We start from the raw sequence: 18,109 nt of genomic DNA, 5'->3' as shown, positions 1-18,109 counted from the left end.
AGAAAGGGTAAAAAGCGTCAATGGAAAAAAGAAAAAAACCGACACTTGAACGGGCAACCTGGCCAACGCGCCATGCTATGGTTATGCACGGGCTGGCGATGAACCTGCCGTGGCTGGCCTTCGTGAATATCAGCTTCGCGGTGATGATTCTGCTGCGACACGTTTTGCTTAATACCAGCGATCCCCTATATCCCCATTCGCCGCAGCTGACGAGAATAGTTGATGCCTCCATGCTCGGCATTATCATCCTCTCCGCTGCGCTGATCCTGATGGCCTGGCGGCGCATCGCCGGCATCAGCGTGGTGTTGTTTATCTGCAGCGCCATCTGGTCGGTCTCCTGCTTCTGGTTTATCACCCAGCTGCTGCTCCCGCACGTCTGGCCGCTGTGCGTCATTTTATTACTCGCCGGCTTAACGGCGCTCTATTTTTATCCTGAAGGGCTACTCGCCTTTGTGCTCCCGCTCTGGATCACCCTGCCGGTAGCAAGCTGGATACGGAACGATGGCCTCAACCTTCACTTCATTGTTATCTGGAGCGTCTTTACGCTGATTCTGATTTGCGGACGTTTCATCCTGCTGAGCTGGTTTGACGAGGCCTGGCGACGTAACCAGCAAAATCAGCTATTGATCTCCAGGCTGGATGCGCTGGCGCATCAGGATCCGTTAACCAAAACCGCCAATCGCCGGAAAATGGAAGTGGTGCTGGAGAACGCGGTTGAGCAGAAAAAAACCTTCTCGGTGATTATGCTGGATATCGACTATTTCAAACGCTACAACGACACCTACGGGCACCAGGCGGGTGACGACTGCCTGACCCGCGTGGCGCGGGTGCTGAAGCAGTCGGTGCGCACGCCTGACGATGTGGTGTCACGCTACGGCGGCGAGGTGTTTGTGGTGATCCTGTTTAACTGTCCGGAAAACATTGCGGAAAAGGTGGCCTTACGCATTCAGGACGGCCTGCGTACAGAAGCTATACCGCACAGCGCGTCAACCGTTAGCGATCGTGTCACCGTGAGCATGGGGATTGCGAGCATGGCGGAAGGTTTAGCGGGCACCGAGATCATCGCCCGCGCCGATGCGGCGCTGTATCGGGCGAAAGAGGCCGGGCGGGATCGGTGGTCGCTGTAAACATGTCGGGTGGCGGCTACGGCTTACCCGACCTACAAAATTCGCCCGGTGCAGCCTGATGCCCTCACCCTGACCCTCTCCCACGGGAGAGGGAACAAACACAAAAAAGGCAACCTCCAGGTTGCCTTTTGCTTTTACTAGTAGCGCACGCACACCGATTTGGTTTCACACCAGCCGTCCAGCCAGTCCGGACCAAAGTCACGTCCGGTGCCGGACTGCTTCATGCCGCCGAACGGCAGGTTGGCGTCAATCAGCGTATGGCTGTTCACCCAGACGGTGCCCGCCTGCAGCCGGTCGGTATATTCCAGCGCCTTGCTGATATTCTGCGTCCAGACGCTGGCCGTCAGGCCATACTCGCTGTCGTTTGCTTGCTGGAGCGCCTCTTCCCCGTCGGCGACGCGTACCAGGTTGACCACCGGTCCAAACACCTCTTCGCGCGTCAGGCGCAGTGAGGCATCCGGGTTCACCACCAGCGTAGGCGAAACGTAATAGCCTTTGCCTTCCGGCCCCCGGTTACCGACGATCAGCTCCGCGTTGCGCGACTTCGCTTCATCAAGGAAGGTCTGCACCTTGTCGCAGTGCGCGCGCGACACCAGCGGGTTGATAAACGCCTCCGGTGACATGCCCGGCCCGACGCTCAGGGATTTCACCGCCTGCTCAAACCCGCTGACCAGCGTGTCAAACAGCGGCGCTTCAATATAGATGCGCGAGCTCGCCGCGCACACCTGCCCCTGGTTCAGGAAGCTGCCGGTCATCAGGCCTTCGATCACCCACGCCGGGTCTGCGTCTTTTAGTACGATGGCCGGGTTTTTCCCGCCCAGCTCCAGAGTCACCCCTGTTAGCGTGTCCGCCGCCGTGCGGGCAATTTGCTTACCCGTCGCCGTTGAGCCGGTAAAGCTCACCTTTGCAATATGCGGATGCGAGGTCAGCGCTGCGCCGCATACCGCGCCGCTCCCGGTCACCACGTTGAACACCCCGTCCGGAATGCCCGCTTCGCTGGCCAGTTCCGCCACGCGCAGCATGGTCAGCGGCGTGGTCTCTGACGGCTTGATGACAATAGAGCAGCCCGCGGCAAGCGCAGGCATCACTTTCCACATCCCGATCATCAGCGGGAAGTTCCAGGGCACAATCCCGGCCACCACGCCAACCGGCTCCTTACGCGTCCACGCCTGATAGCGGGCGCCCTGCGGCAGCGGGATGGAAAGGTCGAGAGTCTTACCCGAAATTTTGGTGGTCAGCCCGGCGGTATAGCGCATCCAGTTCAGGGTGCAGCCGACTTCAAACATGCGGGAAATGTTGATGGATTTGCCCTGCTCCAGCGTTTCAAGCTGGGCCAGCTCCTCGCTGTGCTGTTCGACCAGATCGGCGAAATGAAGCAGGATCCGCTCGCGCTCCGCCGGCAGTTTTCCGGCCCAGCTGCGGGCGACAAACGCGCGCCAGCCGGACATGACGGCACGATCAACGTCATCGACGCTGGCATCGGCAGTCGAGGCAATGACCTCGCCCGTGGCCGGGTTGAAGACGTTCAGCCGTTTTTCACTGTCCGACGCGGCCTGACGCCCTTCAATCCACAGGCCATGCTGTCGGTCTAAAAATTGTTGTACGGCAGGCTGAATGGCCACCTGTGATTCAGACATAGGATACTCCTTCGTTATTCTTCGCAGGGTGTCCATCCAGTCTAAGTGGGGTTTTGCGTTCTCGCTTTTGTCTCTGTGACATTCGCTTTGCCACCTGTGACAGGCTCCGCAAATCGCGATAATTGCCGCTTATATCGCTGTTACCGGTGAGTGTTCTTTCCTATAGTCAGCCTCATAGCTCTGACAAAATGCAACACAAATGCAACAATGCGAAAACGTTGACGGTGCAGTGAGAGAAACGATGGCGTGTGCAAGCGAGCAGGAACAGTATCAGCAGTGGCTGGCGCAAATTAACCAGGTTTGCGGGCGTTTTAACGCGCAGCCCACCGGGGGAAAATTCTTCGGCGAGCTGGAGACCAGCTATGCGCGCAGCCTGAAGCTCAGCACCGTGACCGCAGGCGGCGTCAACCTGTTCCGCTCCCGTCAGGAGATCGCTCAGAGTAATGATGCCTGGTTCTATACCGTGTTCCAGCTCGAAGGCAGCGCGGAAATTGAGCAGGATGACCGTCGCGCGCTGCTCAGAACCGGTGATATCACGCTGATTGACGCGTCGCGTCCCTGCTCGATCAACTGGCGGGAAAAATCCCGCCAGATTTCGCTGCTGGTTCCCCGTCAGATTATTGAGCAGCAGTGTCGCTTCCAGGAAATAAGCTGCGCGACCGCCCTTTCCCGCACCTTGCCCACGGTACAGCTGAGCCATCGCCTGCTGATGGAGAGCATGAGCAATGCCGACCTGAGTGACCGGGAGAGCGAAGCGGCGCTCGAGGCGATGATCTGCCTGCTGCGCCCCGCTTTCCAGCAGCGTGAAATCATTCAGCCGCGCAAGGAGCGCCAGTTCCAGCATGTGGTGGCGCTGATTGACGACCATATTCAGTCGGAATCGCTGCGCCCGGAATGGATTGCCGCCGAGAGCGGCATGTCCGTGCGCAGCCTTTACCGCATGTTTGCCGAGAAGGGGCTGGTGGTGGCGCAGTACATCAAAAACCGTCGTCTGGATCTCTGCGCGCAGGCACTGCAATCTACCGGTGATGATGAAAAGCTGGCGGGCATTGGCTACAGCTGGGGGTTCACCGACCATAGCCATTTTTCAACGGCGTTTAAGCAGCGTTTTGGCGTCTCGCCGGGTGAATACCGCAGGCGCTACCGCTAACTACTTTTTGAGCCATTTTCCGTTAATGCCCTTCACGTATTCGCCCGGCTGCGCGCGGGCAACCAGTTTCTGACCGGCCATTTTAGCCACTTCATCGACCGGCAAATTATTGCTGTCGGCCAGCTTCTGGTAGTTTTCCGTGCGCGCCGCATTGATACGATTGACCAGCGTCAGCGTTTCCGCGTCCTGTTGAATCGGGGCAAGATAGCCGCTGAGGGTTTCCCCCACGCGCCCCTGCGCCCGGGCATCGTTTAAGGTCAGCGCTGCCGCCTGCACGTTCATCCCCAGCGCCAGTAAAATGAGAGCTAATCGTTTCATGGCATCCTCAGAACAGATCGCTGCGCGATTTCAGCAGGGTTTCAACGTCTTTATCGACCTTAATATGGATCTCATGTTCGATTTTGACATTCATATTGATGGTAATCGGCTCCTTTGGCGCAGCGACTTCAATGCGCGGCGTACAGCCGGTCAGTAGCGCGGCAACGGCAACGGTGAGCACACCAGCCATCTTTTTCATTGTTGTTCCTCACTTTCCTTGCCAGTCGAACTGCGGGGAGCAGGTATCGCCGCATGTTGCTCAAACCAGGTTTGCAGGTTGTCCCCAAAGCGCAGGCTGCGCCAGAGGGTAAAGACATTCTCATCATGGGTATAGTTCAGGTTGACGGAGCTGCTTTTGCCATCCACCCGGCTGGTCCCCTTGATGGTCGCCTGCATGGTTAATTCACCCAGATTATCTAAATTGATTCTCGTCCACGAACGCGAAATTTCCATATAGCGGAGCCAGTTAATCGCGGCGCCCGCCACCATATTATCTTTCACGATGGCGTCTGCCGTATCTTTGTCGATGCGCAGCGTCATTGGCCCCGGGTTGGTCAGCCAGCCATCTTTAATGATCCATTTTTCATTGTCCAGCCAGAACGGCAGCGCCCCGCTCACCGGCCCTGACATGGCAAACTGTTTCGGATTAACGGCGCTAATCAGCTCGCTCGAAGAGATATTGTCCACGCGCAGCAGGGCCGGATCGTGCTGCGGCATCCGCAGCTGCTGCATGGTGATTTTCCCGCCGAGGGTTTCCACCTTCACGTTGGTGAGGAGCAGCGGATTGTCCTCCGTCCAGGGATAATCCCCCTGTAGATCGGCGGTAATGTTGCGCGCGGTCACCAGGTTTTCCACTTCGCCTATGCGCAACGTGACCGGACCGCGCGTGCCGAGAGACCAGGTACCCTCGCTGAAGCGGAACGGCAGCACAAAATCGACGCCGTTAATCTGGTTATCCGGCATCCAGGCGCTGCCGGATTTCAGCACGCCGTGCCCACCGGCCTCAAAGCCCTGATCGGCCGCCGCCGAGAAGGCGACCTGCGCGTAAAGCTCCCCGTCACGCAGCGTCATTTTCCAGTCCGGCGGGATCAGCGGCTGGAAGACGGTGAGCGACTGTTTCGGCCACCAGGCCTGCCCGCGAAGGCGCACGCCGTCCCAGCGTCCGTTCACCTGTACCGGACCGATTTTGTCCGCATGGAGGTCGCCCTTGAACTGAAAAATGGTCGGGTCGGTGCCGTCGACGCTGAAGGTCAGGACCGAGGGCGGCAACGAGCTGCCGCCGGAGAAACGGGTTTGCCCGGCGTTGAGCGACAGCGCGCCGCTGAAGGCCGGTTTTTCGGGGTCACGCAGCCAACGCACCGGTTGATCCAGCACCAGACGCGGCTTGCTGACCTCCATCGTGCCGTACTGGAGTTTGTCAAAACCGGTGGAGAGCGCCGTCAGCTCAATAAGATTGTCGCGCCACTCGCCTTTCCCGGCGACATCCCAGCGGGCATGCATCGGCGTGAAACCGCCTTTCCCCCAGTAGCGCCACTGCCACAGGCCGTTATCAGGTAAAAAGTCGTTGGCCTGACCGTCCAGATGGAGTTCAAAATCGCCCATCTCGTTTTCATGAGCGCGCAGAATCGCCTGTAAACGACCGTCCACGCCCTTCTGCGTCAGCTTCACGCCCGCCAGCGGCCAGCGGATTTCATCGATATCGAGTGAGTCAATGATGCGCCCGCGCGAGCGGAGCAGCGCGCCCGGCTCAAAGGCCAGCTGCGGTTCATACAGGCTGCCGGTCAGCGTGGCGGGCAATTTTGCGTAAAGAATGAGATCGTTTTGCTTCGCTTCACCGCTCAGATGCAGGGGCATGTCGCTGTTTTCCATGCTGAGCCTGCCGGGCCCAATGTTCAGTACCGCGTTGCCTTTCCCCGCGTCACCCTGGGTAAGCACATTCAGCCGTCCGGTCAGGGTGGTGTTATCCAGCCCCTGCTGCCAGTTGTCGGCGCGAAGGGATACCCGCCCGCTCAGCGGCATACCCGAGAGATCCCAGTTCCAGCGCCCGTCGCTGATGTTCAGCTGCTCCGCGGTGATCTGCCACGGCAGGTCAAGCAGCGGATCGGGGTTGTCCCGCGCCATCACCACCAGCTGTCCCTGATTGTCTTCCCAGTCCAGATCGGCATCGACCAGAGACGTCAACTGTGGCACGTTAAAGGTCGCGACCGCGTGGCCCTTCACCGGCACGCCATCCGGTACCAGCGGCAAGGTAAACTCGCCCACCAGCTTAATCGGCTGCGGCTGGTCCGGGAGCTGGACATCGAACTGGCTGACCGAGAGCGTCTGACCGCGAAGCGTGCCTTTAATGCTGACCTGCTCGCCTTTATAGGCGATCTCCTGAATGGACGGCGTCAGCGACGCATGCAGCTCGCCCTGCCACTGCTGCCAGGGCGACAGCGTCAGACGGTGAACCGTGATCCAGGTATTAGGTAATACCGCCTGCCACTGTGCCAGCGTTTTGGGGGCGACCGTTGAGGGCGCAGACTGGGGAATTTTGCTCAGACAGACGGAGTTAAGATCCAGCGCACCGATATCCAGCTTCCAGCGGCTCGGGTGTGACAGCGTCACGTTATCGATGCGGGCAATTTCGCAGTCTTCAACCAGATAGCGAAGATCGGGGATCACCAGCGCGTGGCGGGTCAGTTTCGGACTCTCTTCGAAAGCGATGCGCGTCCCGACGGGCAGCCAAATCCCGGCGAGCGTCGGTACCCACTGGGCGAGCGTCATCAGCAGCGTCAGCGGCAACAATATGAACAGCAGTAAAAGCGCAAGAGCGGCTTTGTATTTACCCTTCATGGGCAGTTAATATCCTGATTTAGCGAAAGATTTAAGCCGGCAGTGCCGATCATTGTCGCATGTTTAGCCAGTCAGTTGAAGGGAATGCCATTTTTAAGGATAGATGCTCTAGAATAATTGATAGAACTTATTGAATTCAATAATATTTTATAAATTGTAAGATAATTTTAATCATGCTAACGTGAATGCAAAATCACTGGAGAAAGTCTTATGAAACTCGCGGTATATAGCACAAAGCAGTACGACAAAAAGTATCTGCAACATGTTAACGAGGCTTACGGGTTTGAGCTTGAATTTTTCGACTTTCTGCTGTCCGAAAAAACCGCCAAAACGGCGCACGGCTGTGAAGGCGTCTGCATTTTTGTTAACGACGACGGCAGTCGTCCGGTGCTGGAAGAGTTGAAAAAACAGGGCGTGAAATATATCGCCCTGCGCTGCGCGGGCTTTAATAACGTGGACCTCGACGCGGCGAAAGAGCTGGGTCTGAGGGTGGTGCGCGTCCCGGCGTACTCCCCGGAAGCGGTCGCGGAACATGCAATTGGCATGATGATGTCGCTCAACCGTCGTATTCACCGCGCTTATCAGCGCACCCGTGATGCCAACTTCTCTCTGGAAGGGCTGACCGGCTTTACCATGTACGGCAAAACCGCGGGCGTGATCGGCACCGGTAAAATCGGCGTCGCAGCGCTGCGCATTCTGAAAGGCTTCGGCATGCGTCTGCTGGCGTTCGATCCGTACCCGAGCGCCGCTGCGCTGGAGCTGGGCGTGGAATACGTCGACCTGCAGACCCTGTTCTCCCAGTCTGACGTGATCTCCCTGCACTGCCCGCTGACGCCGGAGAACTACCACCTGCTTAACCAGGCGGCGTTTGACCAGATGAAAGATGGCGTGATGATCATCAACACCAGCCGCGGCGGGCTGGTTGACTCTCAGGCCGCTATCGAAGCGCTGAAAACCCAAAAAATTGGCGCGCTGGGTATGGACGTGTATGAGAACGAACGCGATCTGTTCTTTGAGGACAAGTCGAATGATGTGATCCAAGACGACGTGTTCCGCCGCCTGTCTGCCTGTCATAACGTGCTGTTTACCGGACACCAGGCGTTTCTGACTGCCGAAGCGCTGATCAGCATTTCAGAAACCACGCTGGGTAATCTGCAGCAGCTGGAAAAGGGCGAAGCGTGCCCTAACGAACTGGCGTAAGCGTGACGCCGGGTGGCGGCTATGCCCCACCCGGCGTACTGTCTGTTTCCCAGGTCCGGTGCGCAAAGCACCACCACAGCAGGACGGCCACCAGCGCAATCGCGCTCAGGACACTGAATGCCGTGGCAAATGAGTAATGACCGGCAATCGTGCCGGTTAACGCCGGGCTCATGGATGCCCCAACCCCCTGCATCAGCATCACCACACTCTGCCCCGCATTGACGTGCCCGCTCCCGCGCAACAGCACCACGATAAACGACGGTACCGCGACGCCCAGGATCCCTGCGGCCAGCCCGTCGAGAATTTGTACCGGGATCATCATGAGCGGCGCGTCCGTAGACGCCGCCAGCGCTGCGCGCACCGGCATCACCAGCAGCGCCAGCATAATTAAGCGCCAGTAGCCGTAGCGGTCTATTCGGTGGGCGACCCAGATGGCAACGGGGATCATCACGGCCTGAGAGATGATAACGGTGCCCGCCGCGTACAAACCGGGGTTGATCGAGGCGGGCGCGGCGGCCACCCTCATGCTCAGCATCGGCAACAGCGCGGCGTTCGCCAGGTGAAACAGCAGCAGCGTCAGTCCGGTCACAAACAGCGCCCGGTTTTTAATCAGCACGGCAAAGCCGGGAACCGGCAGGCTCGCTGAAGAAGAGAGCCCCCTCGCCGCGTCGTTATCGATATCCCCGTTGCGAATGGCAAGCAGCGCACAGAGCGTTAACAGCGTGGTACAGGTCATCAGCAGGAAAATCCCGCCGACGCCCCAGTACCACGCAATGCCCCCTGCAATCAGTGCGGTAACAAAGTTGCCGCCGTGATTGAACGCCTCATTTTTGCCCATCTGCGCGCTGAACCCGCTCTGGCCGGTCAGCCCCAGGGTAATCCCGGCGATCAGCGGCCCGACAAACGCCGCACAGATGCCGGAGACAATTTGCGAAACGGCGACAACAGCGCTCTGCTGGCTAAACCAGAGCAGGAGCGTGCTAAGGGTGATGAGCAGGCACACCAGCGCCAGCACGGTCCGCTTGCTGCGCGAGGTGTCGGTGATGAATCCCGCCGGCAGCGTGGCCAGTAGTCCCGCCAGCCCACCGGCCGTCATCAGGATGCCGATATCATCGGGAGCCCAGTGGCGTTCGGTCAGAAAAATACCGAGAAAAGGACCGAGGCCATCGCGGACATCCGCGATGAAAAAACTTGTCAGGCATAATGCCCGCAGCGAACGAAGAGACATACTTCCTGCCTTTGTCTGTTATCGCCTGTAAAAAAGGAAATGTAGTATAGCGGGTATTTTTTAAAATCAGATGACGTCTTAAAAAATATGCCTTGCGAACTTAAACAATTCATAACGGAGGCTGTTTTTTCGCTTTACTCATTATCGACCCTGACTATACTGGCAATAAATTTTCACAGGAGTCCTTCGTTGGAAAGTTATTTTATTGTTGATACGAAGGTAAGCTAGCGCGATTTCCTCGCTGCTTACCTGAAACGGTGGGCAGCAATCCTCTTTAAGCGATTGTATCCCGAAATAGTAAAACCACTCAATTTGTGGGGCATCGCATGTTCATGTTTACACATTCACTCTTTCCGCCACCGTCGTCCTGACACGTTTAGCATTTAAACGGCGTTATGATGTGCTTAGCAAAGCACTGACGCTTATTATTTAATAACGTTAACAGGCGACAGGCTGATGTTCCCTTATATCTCTCATCTGCTCGCAGCGATGCTGCTGGGCGCAATTATTGGCGCGGAAAGACAGTGGCGCCAGCGTATGGCCGGACTTCGTACTAATGCACTGGTTGCCACGGGTGCGGCAGTGTTCATTTTAAGTTCGGTATCGACTTCTCCTGATAGCCCGGGGCGTATCGCAGCGCAGATCGTCTCCGGTATCGGCTTTCTTGGCGCAGGCGTCATTATGCGTGAAGGAATGAATATTCGTGGTTTAAACACCGCCGCAACGCTGTGGTGCTCGGCCGGAATTGGCGTACTGTGCGGATTAGGCCAGTTCTGGAATGCCGCTATGGCCAGCCTAATTATTCTCTGCGCTAACATATTGCTTCGCGAAGCCGCGCAGCGAATTAATCAACTGCCCGTGCTCCATGAAGGCGAAAAATGCTATGTACTTAAAATCACCTGCAATGATGAGCATGAAGATGCGGTGCGGCAGAGCGTTGTAAATATGGCGAAAGAGTTGACGTTAAGTCTGAAAGCGATTTATTCCGCTACGGCGCAAGCAGAAGGTAAAACCGAAATTCGGGCGGAGGTGATGACCCGGGAGGAATACCGAAAATTACTCGATCTGATTATGGGGAATATGGGCGGGAATAAAATTATCGCGTCCGTCAGCTGTCACGCAATATGAACAAGGTACCGGGCCTTGCGCCCGGTTTAGGCTTTGGCGTTTTGCAGAAAACGGACCGTGACGCGGAGAGATTCATCCCCGAATGCCCCTGTTCGTTGTCACGCCACGTTGACGAGATCACGGGCAGGTTCGACTGTACGCCTATCACATAACCGAAATTTGTCCCCGTTATGACAGCTTGCTCTCTGTTTTCCTGAAATTAACGGTCTACCCTGAATTGTGTGAAAAACACTCAGGAGGGACAAATGTATAACTCAATTTTGGTTCCAATTGACATTTCAGAGGATAGCCTGACGCACATGGTTATCCCCTTCGTTCAGGCACATACAGCACTTAACACAGCTAAAGTTCACTTTCTTACCGTCATTCCATCGCTTCCGTATTATTCATCATTAGGCCTGGCCTATTCTGTTGAAATGCCGAAGCTGAAAGAGTTCCAGCACGCGGCCTTAGCGAAGCTGGATGAAATCGTTAAGCAATTCAAAATTCCTCCCGACAAGATACAGACTCACGCCGTGACGGGCTCTCCAAAGGATCAAATCCTTAAGCTCGCTGACACGATCGATGCCGACCTGATTATCATCGCTTCCCACAAACCTGACATATCGACGTATCTGTTGGGTTCGAACGCTGCGGCAGTGGTTCGGCATGCGAAATGCCCTGTCCTGGTCGTAAGATAGAAAGCGGCGTTTACGATCGTGGATACGAACGGAGAGCGGATAACAAAAACCGGGCGAGAAGCCCGGTTTTTCATTTACGCTTTCCTGAGTGAAAGCGCGATTTAGAGATTTACTCTGTTGGCGTTTAAATTTAAGTCCGTAATGGCGGCCGGTTTTCCAAGCAGGTAGCCCTGAACTTCATCACATTTATTTTTTTTCAGAAAAGACAGCTGTTCGACGGTCTCCACCCCTTCTGCGGTTACCGCCATGGAATAGGCTTTCCCCAGGTCGATAATTTTCTCCACGACTGACTGGTTCTGCGGCGAGTCACCGAGGGTAAAAATAAAGCTCTTGTCGAGCTTAAGCCCGTCAAACTGAAACTTCCGCAGATAGCTCAGTGAGGCATAGCCGGTACCGAAATCGTCAATCAGAATGCGGACGCCCATTCTTTTGAGAGACTTCATGGTCTGCAAGGTTTTTTCCGGGTCGGAAAGCGTAACGTTTTCAGTGACTTCAATTTCCAGCCGGTTGGGTTCAAGCCCCGTTTCGTGAAGGATCTCTTTTATTCTTTCGGCAAGATCGCTTGCCTGGAATTCGATAGCAGAAATATTGACGGAGACCGATAATCCCGGCAATTTGTCTTTCGTCTCCGTACAGGCTTTGCGTATGACCCAGTTGCTCAGGCTAATAATCAGCCCGGTTTCTTCTGCCAGCGGGATAAACTGATCGGGCATTATGGTCCCCCGAGCCGGGTGCTGCCAGCGTACCAGCGCTTCGACGGCCTCAATTTTAGAATACCGGAGGTTATAACGCGGCTGGTAAACCAGGTAGAGCTGTTCTTCGCGAATTGCGGTCTTGAGTTCTAATTCCAGTTTCCTGCGTTCGGTCAACTTTTCCGACATATCCGGGCGATAATAGACCCATCGGTTTCTGCCGGATTGTTTCGCCTGATACAGCGCAATATCCGCGTAGCGTAGAAGATCGTTTGCGCTGCTGCTATCCCGGGGAGCCAGCGCAATGCCCATGCTTACGCCTATCGCCACATCATTGCCCTCAATGGCGAAAGGACGGTTAAGTTCGTGCACGATGCGACGACACACCTCCTCAATCTGGTCTTGCTGGCTGGTGTTGCCGAGGAGAAGCATAAATTCATCCCCTCCCTGCCGTGCGACAAAATCACCTCGACGCACGCAATTTTTAAGACGTGAAGCGACCTCGCCAAGCAGGGCATCGCCGGTGGAGTGCCCGAAAATATCATTGACGGGTTTAAACTTGTCTAAATCAAGGCAAATCATGGCAAACGGATAACGGTTGAGGTCTTCTTTCGCCAACTGGCCAGCCAGAAATTCCTTAATATGATACCGGTTCGGCAGACCGGTTAATTCATCATGGCGTGACAGGAACTCCACGCGTTTTGTTGCTTCAACTTCCTGAGAGACGTCGGTTGCCGCGCCTCGCAACACCACCGTTCCATCAGGCTGAGCAGAAAACTTTGCCAGAAGCGTGCAATATGACGTGGTTTGTTGCGCGTGAGTATAAGGACAGTTTTTAAATTCAAAGCGTTCGGTTAAGTCCCGCTGCCCGGCGCAGTCATGTGATAATCCGCCTGTCGCCGGAAAGAGTTCATCCAACCTACGGCCTATCCATTTGCTATTTTCATATCCCGTTATTGTAGAAAAACGACCCGATAGCCACGTTATCCTTAACGATAAATCTGTTTCCCAGAACCAGTCGCTGGTTGTTTCACTGACGTCCCGGAATCGTTTTTCACTCGTAATAAGATTCAACCGCGCCTGCTCGAGTAGAAACGTATTTTCGTCAAGCATTCTCGCCTTGTGCATAATATGGCGCATTAATATCACCGTCATCGATACCGTCAGAACGACGGAAAGAATGAGCAATGGCAAAAAATAAATTATTAACGCCTGGCCGGGATTTTCACCGTCCCAGATAATTTGCACATCCCCATTTTGGGTGCTTAATGTAAATTCCGTCTGATTCTTTATTTGAGAAGTGGCTGTATCAGGTGAAGTACGAACGTTCTGGATGCCGTCATCCTGCCCAATCGTGAGGAGTTTTTTAGCCGTTAACTTGTCTATAAACACCATTGTCGACGGTTTTCCGGGCATGGTTTGCACGCTCGCATCATCGCCCGTCGTTATCCATTGCGCAGAAACAATGGCCGGCACGGAATCGATAAGCGCTAGCACAGAAACCGGCACTCCCTTTTTTATACTCAACTCATGGAGTAAACGGTCTTTGGTTGATTTGTCTAACCAGCGCCCCAGCTCCTGAAGCTTCAGCTTCCCGTCAACCACGCTGTATCGCGTGCTCCCTTCCGGAGAGAGAACAAACACCCCTTCGTAGCCAAAGTTGTCATACAGGGACTTACCCAGGTTCTGCTTATCCCATGCCCAGTGAACGTCATTGTTCAGATGAAGATGTTTGTAGGCATCTCCCCACTCGGCATTGTCTTTCAAATGACTTCGCATGCTCTCCTGGCGGGTCTCCAGGGCTTTCCTTAACAAAAATTCATCGTGCTTGTCGCTGATTTCATTTACATTATCTTTTATTATTAGCAGGGAAATTATTGCCGCAATAAAAATACTTATCAACAACGTTACAATATAAGTAAAGGTTTTATTTATCAGGCCTTTAGAAGGCTCGGTATCGGTGAAGCCCGGATTGTTCAGAGGTAGGGTCATCTTTCGCCTTCTTAACTGCTACTGCGTCGATTTTTATGCCACTTTCATTTATCGGCACAAAATAACAAAAATTTATAGCTAAAAACCTGAGGCTAAAGAATATTTAATTTTTCCAATTCAGATCAAATTATTAATCATTAACTAACTTATAGCTTAAAGGTTGTTAATAAGATATATTGCCTGGTGTAATTTTTAACTCAGCATTTATCTTTAAAAAAGAATGTACATACTCCATAAGTATAACTATTTTACCGGGCTCGCTGTCACTCCGTTATATTGAGACCTGATATCAGGTCTCAGTTTTATTCATCCCGCTTCGGCGAGGCTGCGGGGGCGGCATACCAGTTTTCTTTCGCCACCATTACGCTTTCTTCAGGCTGCATGACAAAGTTTGGCGACATGATCTGGACATTGAATTCGTTGAACACATCCTGAATGTGAGTGAAGAGCTCATTTCGCGCGACGGCTAGCGACGTATCAGGTCTCAGCGTGACCTGCAGTTCATAGGCTATGTACCAGTCCATCAGCGCCAGCTGCCGCACCAGGGGCGGAATCGTAAGGTCAACGCACTGAGTCCGCTTCGCGGCCAGCTCAAGCATGGCATGGACCTGCCGCCAGGGTGTGTCGTACCCGATGGTGACGCTTACGGTTAGGTTGATGCTGCCATCGTTATTTTGCGCGCTGAGGTTCGTTATCTTGCCACTCACCACGACGGCATTGGGTACGGTAACGATATAGTTTTCTCGCGTAATAATTTTGGTGGCGAGCATACCAATTTCACTCACCTTACCTTCGTTATCCGCGATTCGTATCACATCGCCTTTGCGCAGCGCGCGCGAGTAAATCAGCACCAGACCACTCATGGCATGATTCATCACGCCTGCCGATCCCAGGGTCAGCATCAGACCAAAAAATACGCTTATGCCTTTAAAGGCCAGCGAGTTTGCACCCGGTAAAAAGGGATAGGCCGCAGAGAGCGCGAACAACCACACCATCACGGAAATAAGTTTTCGCGTCGCGCCGACGGTTTCCGGATGAAGGCCCGGTAACTGTAGACGCCCGGCCTCAACCTGATTGAGGATCACTTTTAGAAGTTTAAGGATTAATGCGGTAATGAAGAAAATGATAAGAACAATCGACAATCCTGGTAATGCGGACGCCATCGCTAAGGCAATCTGTCGTATGACATGCCACGACCAGTCACCTAATGATGTTGCCCAGACGCGCGTCCAGGGGAACAGGCTAAAGGCCCAGCTAAGCCAACCATAAAAAGCTAAAATCACCACAAAACACATCAGCAAGCCATAAAGACGGGCTTCAATGACGCCTGTAAATCGCCGCCAGTTTTGAGGTATCCAGCTTCGTTTCTCGGCTACCCTGCGGCGATAATATCCTCTCACCCATTTCCAGGAACGCAACGCAACATAACTCAGCATCAACCATGTCAGGAAACCGGCCGTGGTCTTCGCAGCGGAAAGCGCAAGCCACTGCGTATCATATTGGTCGCGAAGCGAGATGCGCTGCGCTTCCATTCGCGCCAGGACACGTTGCGCTGCCTGGTCTAAGGTCAGATCGTCCCCTTCGTCCAGATCCGATTCGGTCAGCAGCATGACCGGCTTAGCGTTCATTACGAACAGTCTGCCTTGCTGGTTGTAGCGCGTGACAGGAATGATTGTCAGCGGTTCACGAACATCTTCCTGCGTGAAATTTCGCAAGGTATCCCGAATGCGTAATACGCGTTCTTCTGGCGTGGTGAAACCGAACTTCGCCTGTAGCATAACGATGGGCTGGTGGAAAATATAAACCGTCCGCGCACGTTCTTGTTCCGTAGGTTCGAGCCGGGGTTCAGCCGATATGGCACTGAATGAGAGAAAGAAGACCGAGACGATTAAAGAGCTTATCAGAGATAGCACTACTTTGTTCATGTCTACCATCCAGAGCAGTCACGCCATCGTTTAAAACCGGGCTTCACGCCCGGTTCTGTTTTCTGCCCAAAGGGCTCTATTCGCTCAACCCGCGATTTTCCAGCATCGGTTCAATCTTCGGATCATGCCCGCGCCACTGCCGATAAAGTTCAGCCAGATCCGTGCTGTTACCACGGGACAAAATCGCCTCGCGGAATTTTTGTCCGTTTTCACGAGTCAGACCGCCCTGTTCGACAAACCACTGATAGCCATCGTCCGCCAGCATTTGCGTCCACAGGTAGGCGTAATATCCCGCCGCGTAGCCGCCGCCGAAAATATGGGCAAAATAGCTGCTGCGATAGCGCGGCGGTACGGCGGGCAGATCCAGCCCCTCTTTTTTCAGTGCTGCCGCTTCAAACGCGTCTACGCTCGAAACGGCTTCGCTAATCCCGTGCCAGTTCATGTCCAGCAGCGCGGCAGCCAGCAGCTCCGTCATGTCATAACCCTTATTGAAATGGGTCGCGTTGAGCATGCTTTCCCGCAGCGCGTCCGGCATCGGTTCACCGGTTTCGTAATGGCGGGCGTAGTGGGTAAATACCTGTGGATGGCTGGCCCAGTGTTCGTTGATCTGCGACGGGAATTCAACGAAATCACGCGGCGTATTGGTCCCGGAGAGCGTGGCGAAACGCTGGCTGGCAAACAGACCGTGCAGCGTATGGCCAAACTCGTGGAACAGGGTGATCACGTCATCCCAGGAGAGAAGCGCGACGCCGCCGTTAGCCGGTTTTTGGTAATTACAGACGTTGTAGATCACCGGACGGGCAGCAAGCTCGAAGGATTGCTCGACGAAATTCCCCATCCAGGCCCCGCCCTGCTTGGAATCGCGGGCAAAAAAGTCGCCGTAAAACAGCGCCATGCCCTCACCGGTGTGGTCGAAAATTTCCCAGACGCGGACGTCCGGGTGATACACCGGAATATCGAAGCGCTCCACAAAGCGGATGCCAAACAGCTGGCTTGCGGCCCAGAATACGCCATCGTGCAATACGGTATTGAGCGCAAAATAGGGTTTGATTTGCGATTCATCGAGGGCATATTTTGCCTGACGCACGCGCTCGGCATAAAAGGCCCAGTCCCAGGCCTGTACGGTGAAACCGCCCTGCTCGTCATCAATCACTTTCTGAATATCGGCCTGCTCGCGCTCTGCCCGGGCGCGGGCGGCGGGCACAATGCCGCGCATAAATTCCAGCGCGGCGTCCGGGGTTTTCGCCATCTGGTCGGCGATACTCCAGCTGGCGTAATCGTCAAATCCCAGCAGGCGGGCCTGCCGGGCGCGCAGCGCCGTAAGGCGGAGGATCAGCTCGCGAGTGTCGTTTTCATCCCCTTTCTGGGTGCGCGTCCAGCCTGCGTTGAACAGGTTTTCGCGGGTCTGACGATTGCGCAGTGCGGAAAGCGCAGGCTGCTGAGTCGTGTTCAGAAGCGGGATCAGCCAGCGGTCGTTTAACCCTCGTTCCGCGGCAGCCTGCGCCGCGTCGGCGATCTCGCTGGCGCTGAGCCCGTCAAGCTGGTGCGCGTAATCCACCACCAGCCCACCCGTCTTATCGGCCACCAGCAGACGCTGATTAAACTGGCTGGTCAGGGTCGCCGCCTCGGTATTCAGCGCCTTCAGCTCGGCTTTTTCCGTTTCATTGAGACGCGCGCCGGCCAGAATAAACCGCTGATACGTCTCCTCGACCAGCCGGCGGGATTCGGCGTCCAGCGCGGCACGGTCCTGCCAGACGCTCTCCACGCGGGCGAAAAGGGTGTCATTCAGCCAGATGTCGTTTGCCAGCGCGGCAAGCTCGGTGGAGAACTGCTCCTCAAGCTCCTGCAGATACGCATTGGTGTGTGCGGAGGTCATAGCGAAGAACACGCTGCTGACGCGCGAGAGCAAAGCGCCGCTTTTCTCCAGCGCCAGCACGGTGTTGGTGAAGTCCGGCGCAGCGGTTTGAGACACAATGGCGTCTACGTCCGCCCGCTTCTGGCGAAGCGCTTCATCAAAGGCCGGGCGATAGTGGCTATCGTTGATTTCATCAAAATGGGGGGCCTGGTAAGGCAGCAGGCTGATGTCAAAAAAGGGGTTCGTGGCCGTCATCTTTCGCTCCTGAGTACGGGTATCCTCCCAGAGTAGGCCAGGCCGCCATCCCCTGCAACGCCGTCATACAAATGTTGCCTTAACGCA

Annotated in this window: 13 protein-coding genes; 5 read left to right on the top strand and 8 right to left on the bottom strand. The window is 55.1% G+C overall.

Features of this window, described 5'->3' with window-relative positions:
- The first annotated feature begins 20 nt into the window (after positions 1-20).
- A complete protein-coding gene (locus SPH27_RS01265) occupies positions 21-1,127 on the top strand; it encodes a GGDEF domain-containing protein (protein ID WP_182071251.1) in 1,107 nt (368 codons plus the stop codon).
- A gap of 137 nt (positions 1,128-1,264) precedes the next feature.
- Here SPH27_RS01265 and SPH27_RS01260 read toward each other — a convergent pair whose 3' ends face one another.
- Positions 1,265-2,764 carry an aldehyde dehydrogenase family protein gene (locus tag SPH27_RS01260; RefSeq protein ID WP_182071250.1) on the bottom strand — a complete coding sequence of 500 codons (1,500 nt, stop codon included), beginning with the start codon at positions 2,762-2,764 and terminating at the stop codon, positions 1,265-1,267.
- Between the two features lie 241 nt (positions 2,765-3,005).
- On the opposite strand from SPH27_RS01260, the gene feaR reads away from it, so the two are divergent.
- Complete coding sequence (gene feaR / locus SPH27_RS01255; RefSeq protein ID WP_033145415.1) at positions 3,006-3,914, top strand: transcriptional regulator FeaR; 909 nt, start codon at positions 3,006-3,008, stop codon at positions 3,912-3,914.
- On the opposite strand, the gene SPH27_RS01250 is transcribed toward feaR, so the two are convergent.
- Genes SPH27_RS01250 through SPH27_RS01240 form a run of 3 tightly spaced genes read right to left on the bottom strand, consistent with a single transcriptional unit; the run spans position 3,915 to position 7,067 of the window.
- The gene (locus tag SPH27_RS01250; protein WP_182071249.1) at positions 3,915-4,232 is read right to left on the bottom strand and encodes a YdbL family protein; all 318 of its coding nucleotides are present in this window, start codon (positions 4,230-4,232) and stop codon (positions 3,915-3,917) included.
- Between the two features lie 7 nt (positions 4,233-4,239).
- The gene (locus tag SPH27_RS01245) at positions 4,240-4,431 is read right to left on the bottom strand and encodes a YnbE family lipoprotein (RefSeq protein ID WP_014169918.1); all 192 of its coding nucleotides are present in this window, start codon (positions 4,429-4,431) and stop codon (positions 4,240-4,242) included.
- Positions 4,428-7,067 (bottom strand): YdbH family protein, encoded by a 2,640-nt coding sequence (locus tag SPH27_RS01240; RefSeq protein WP_182071248.1) that lies wholly within the window; start codon positions 7,065-7,067, stop codon positions 4,428-4,430. The genes SPH27_RS01245 and SPH27_RS01240 overlap by 4 nt, the downstream gene beginning before the upstream one ends.
- Before the next feature lie 210 nt (positions 7,068-7,277).
- Here SPH27_RS01240 and SPH27_RS01235 point away from each other — a divergent pair, with 210 nt between their 5' ends.
- Positions 7,278-8,267, top strand: coding sequence for a 2-hydroxyacid dehydrogenase (locus tag SPH27_RS01235; RefSeq protein WP_033145411.1), 990 nt, complete (start codon positions 7,278-7,280; stop codon positions 8,265-8,267).
- 19 nt (positions 8,268-8,286) lie between these two features.
- Here the strand turns inward: SPH27_RS01235 and SPH27_RS01230 are convergent, their stop codons facing one another.
- The gene (locus tag SPH27_RS01230; RefSeq protein ID WP_047061728.1) at positions 8,287-9,495 is read right to left on the bottom strand and encodes an MFS transporter; all 1,209 of its coding nucleotides are present in this window, start codon (positions 9,493-9,495) and stop codon (positions 8,287-8,289) included.
- 456 nt (positions 9,496-9,951) lie between these two features.
- Between SPH27_RS01230 and SPH27_RS01225 the strand changes: the two genes are divergently transcribed.
- Both SPH27_RS01225 and uspF read left to right on the top strand, forming a co-directional pair.
- Positions 9,952-10,623 carry an MgtC family protein gene (locus tag SPH27_RS01225; RefSeq protein ID WP_033145409.1) on the top strand — a complete coding sequence of 224 codons (672 nt, stop codon included), beginning with the start codon at positions 9,952-9,954 and terminating at the stop codon, positions 10,621-10,623.
- A 245-nt stretch (positions 10,624-10,868) separates the two neighbouring features.
- Positions 10,869-11,303, top strand: a complete 435-nt coding sequence (gene uspF / locus SPH27_RS01220) for a universal stress protein UspF (protein ID WP_023292544.1) — start codon at positions 10,869-10,871, stop codon at positions 11,301-11,303.
- Positions 11,304-11,404: 101 nt separating this feature from the next.
- On the opposite strand, the gene SPH27_RS01215 is transcribed toward uspF, so the two are convergent.
- The 3 genes from SPH27_RS01215 to dcp all read right to left on the bottom strand — a co-directional run bounded on the left by SPH27_RS01215 (position 11,405) and on the right by dcp (position 18,022).
- Positions 11,405-13,987: an EAL domain-containing protein gene (locus SPH27_RS01215; protein WP_182071247.1), complete on the bottom strand. Its 2,583-nt coding sequence runs from the start codon at positions 13,985-13,987 to the stop codon at positions 11,405-11,407.
- Positions 13,988-14,289: 302 nt separating this feature from the next.
- A complete protein-coding gene (locus SPH27_RS01210) occupies positions 14,290-15,912 on the bottom strand; it encodes a mechanosensitive ion channel family protein (protein WP_182071246.1) in 1,623 nt (540 codons plus the stop codon).
- Positions 15,913-15,988: 76 nt separating this feature from the next.
- Positions 15,989-18,022 carry a peptidyl-dipeptidase Dcp gene (gene dcp, locus SPH27_RS01205; protein ID WP_182071245.1) on the bottom strand — a complete coding sequence of 678 codons (2,034 nt, stop codon included), beginning with the start codon at positions 18,020-18,022 and terminating at the stop codon, positions 15,989-15,991.
- Between the last annotated feature and the right edge of the window lie 87 nt (positions 18,023-18,109).

The sequence above is a fragment of the Enterobacter sp. A103 genome, from assembly GCF_034427535.1.
In the GTDB taxonomy this organism is placed as follows: Bacteria; Pseudomonadota; Gammaproteobacteria; order Enterobacterales; family Enterobacteriaceae; genus Enterobacter; species Enterobacter asburiae_B.
This window is presented reverse-complemented; position numbering and strand designations above follow the sequence as displayed.

Bases quoted from the DNA above. Each gene is read 5' to 3' on its own strand.
- SPH27_RS01245 (WP_014169918.1), bottom strand. From the start codon at position 4,431: ATGAAAAAGATGGCTGGTGTGCTCACCGTTGCCGTTGCCGCGCTACTG.
- SPH27_RS01215 (WP_182071247.1), bottom strand. From the start codon at position 13,987: ATGACCCTACCTCTGAACAATCCGGGCTTCACCGATACCGAGCCTTCT.
- SPH27_RS01260 (WP_182071250.1), bottom strand. From the start codon at position 2,764: ATGTCTGAATCACAGGTGGCCATTCAGCCTGCCGTACAACAATTTTTA.
- SPH27_RS01240 (WP_182071248.1), bottom strand. From the start codon at position 7,067: ATGAAGGGTAAATACAAAGCCGCTCTTGCGCTTTTACTGCTGTTCATA.
- SPH27_RS01225 (WP_033145409.1), top strand. From the start codon at position 9,952: ATGTTCCCTTATATCTCTCATCTGCTCGCAGCGATGCTGCTGGGCGCA.
- uspF (WP_023292544.1), top strand. From the start codon at position 10,869: ATGTATAACTCAATTTTGGTTCCAATTGACATTTCAGAGGATAGCCTG.
- SPH27_RS01210 (WP_182071246.1), bottom strand. From the start codon at position 15,912: ATGAACAAAGTAGTGCTATCTCTGATAAGCTCTTTAATCGTCTCGGTC.
- SPH27_RS01235 (WP_033145411.1), top strand. From the start codon at position 7,278: ATGAAACTCGCGGTATATAGCACAAAGCAGTACGACAAAAAGTATCTG.
- dcp (WP_182071245.1), bottom strand. From the start codon at position 18,022: ATGACGGCCACGAACCCCTTTTTTGACATCAGCCTGCTGCCTTACCAG.
- SPH27_RS01230 (WP_047061728.1), bottom strand. From the start codon at position 9,495: ATGTCTCTTCGTTCGCTGCGGGCATTATGCCTGACAAGTTTTTTCATC.
- feaR (WP_033145415.1), top strand. From the start codon at position 3,006: ATGGCGTGTGCAAGCGAGCAGGAACAGTATCAGCAGTGGCTGGCGCAA.
- SPH27_RS01265 (WP_182071251.1), top strand. From the start codon at position 21: ATGGAAAAAAGAAAAAAACCGACACTTGAACGGGCAACCTGGCCAACG.
- SPH27_RS01250 (WP_182071249.1), bottom strand. From the start codon at position 4,232: ATGAAACGATTAGCTCTCATTTTACTGGCGCTGGGGATGAACGTGCAG.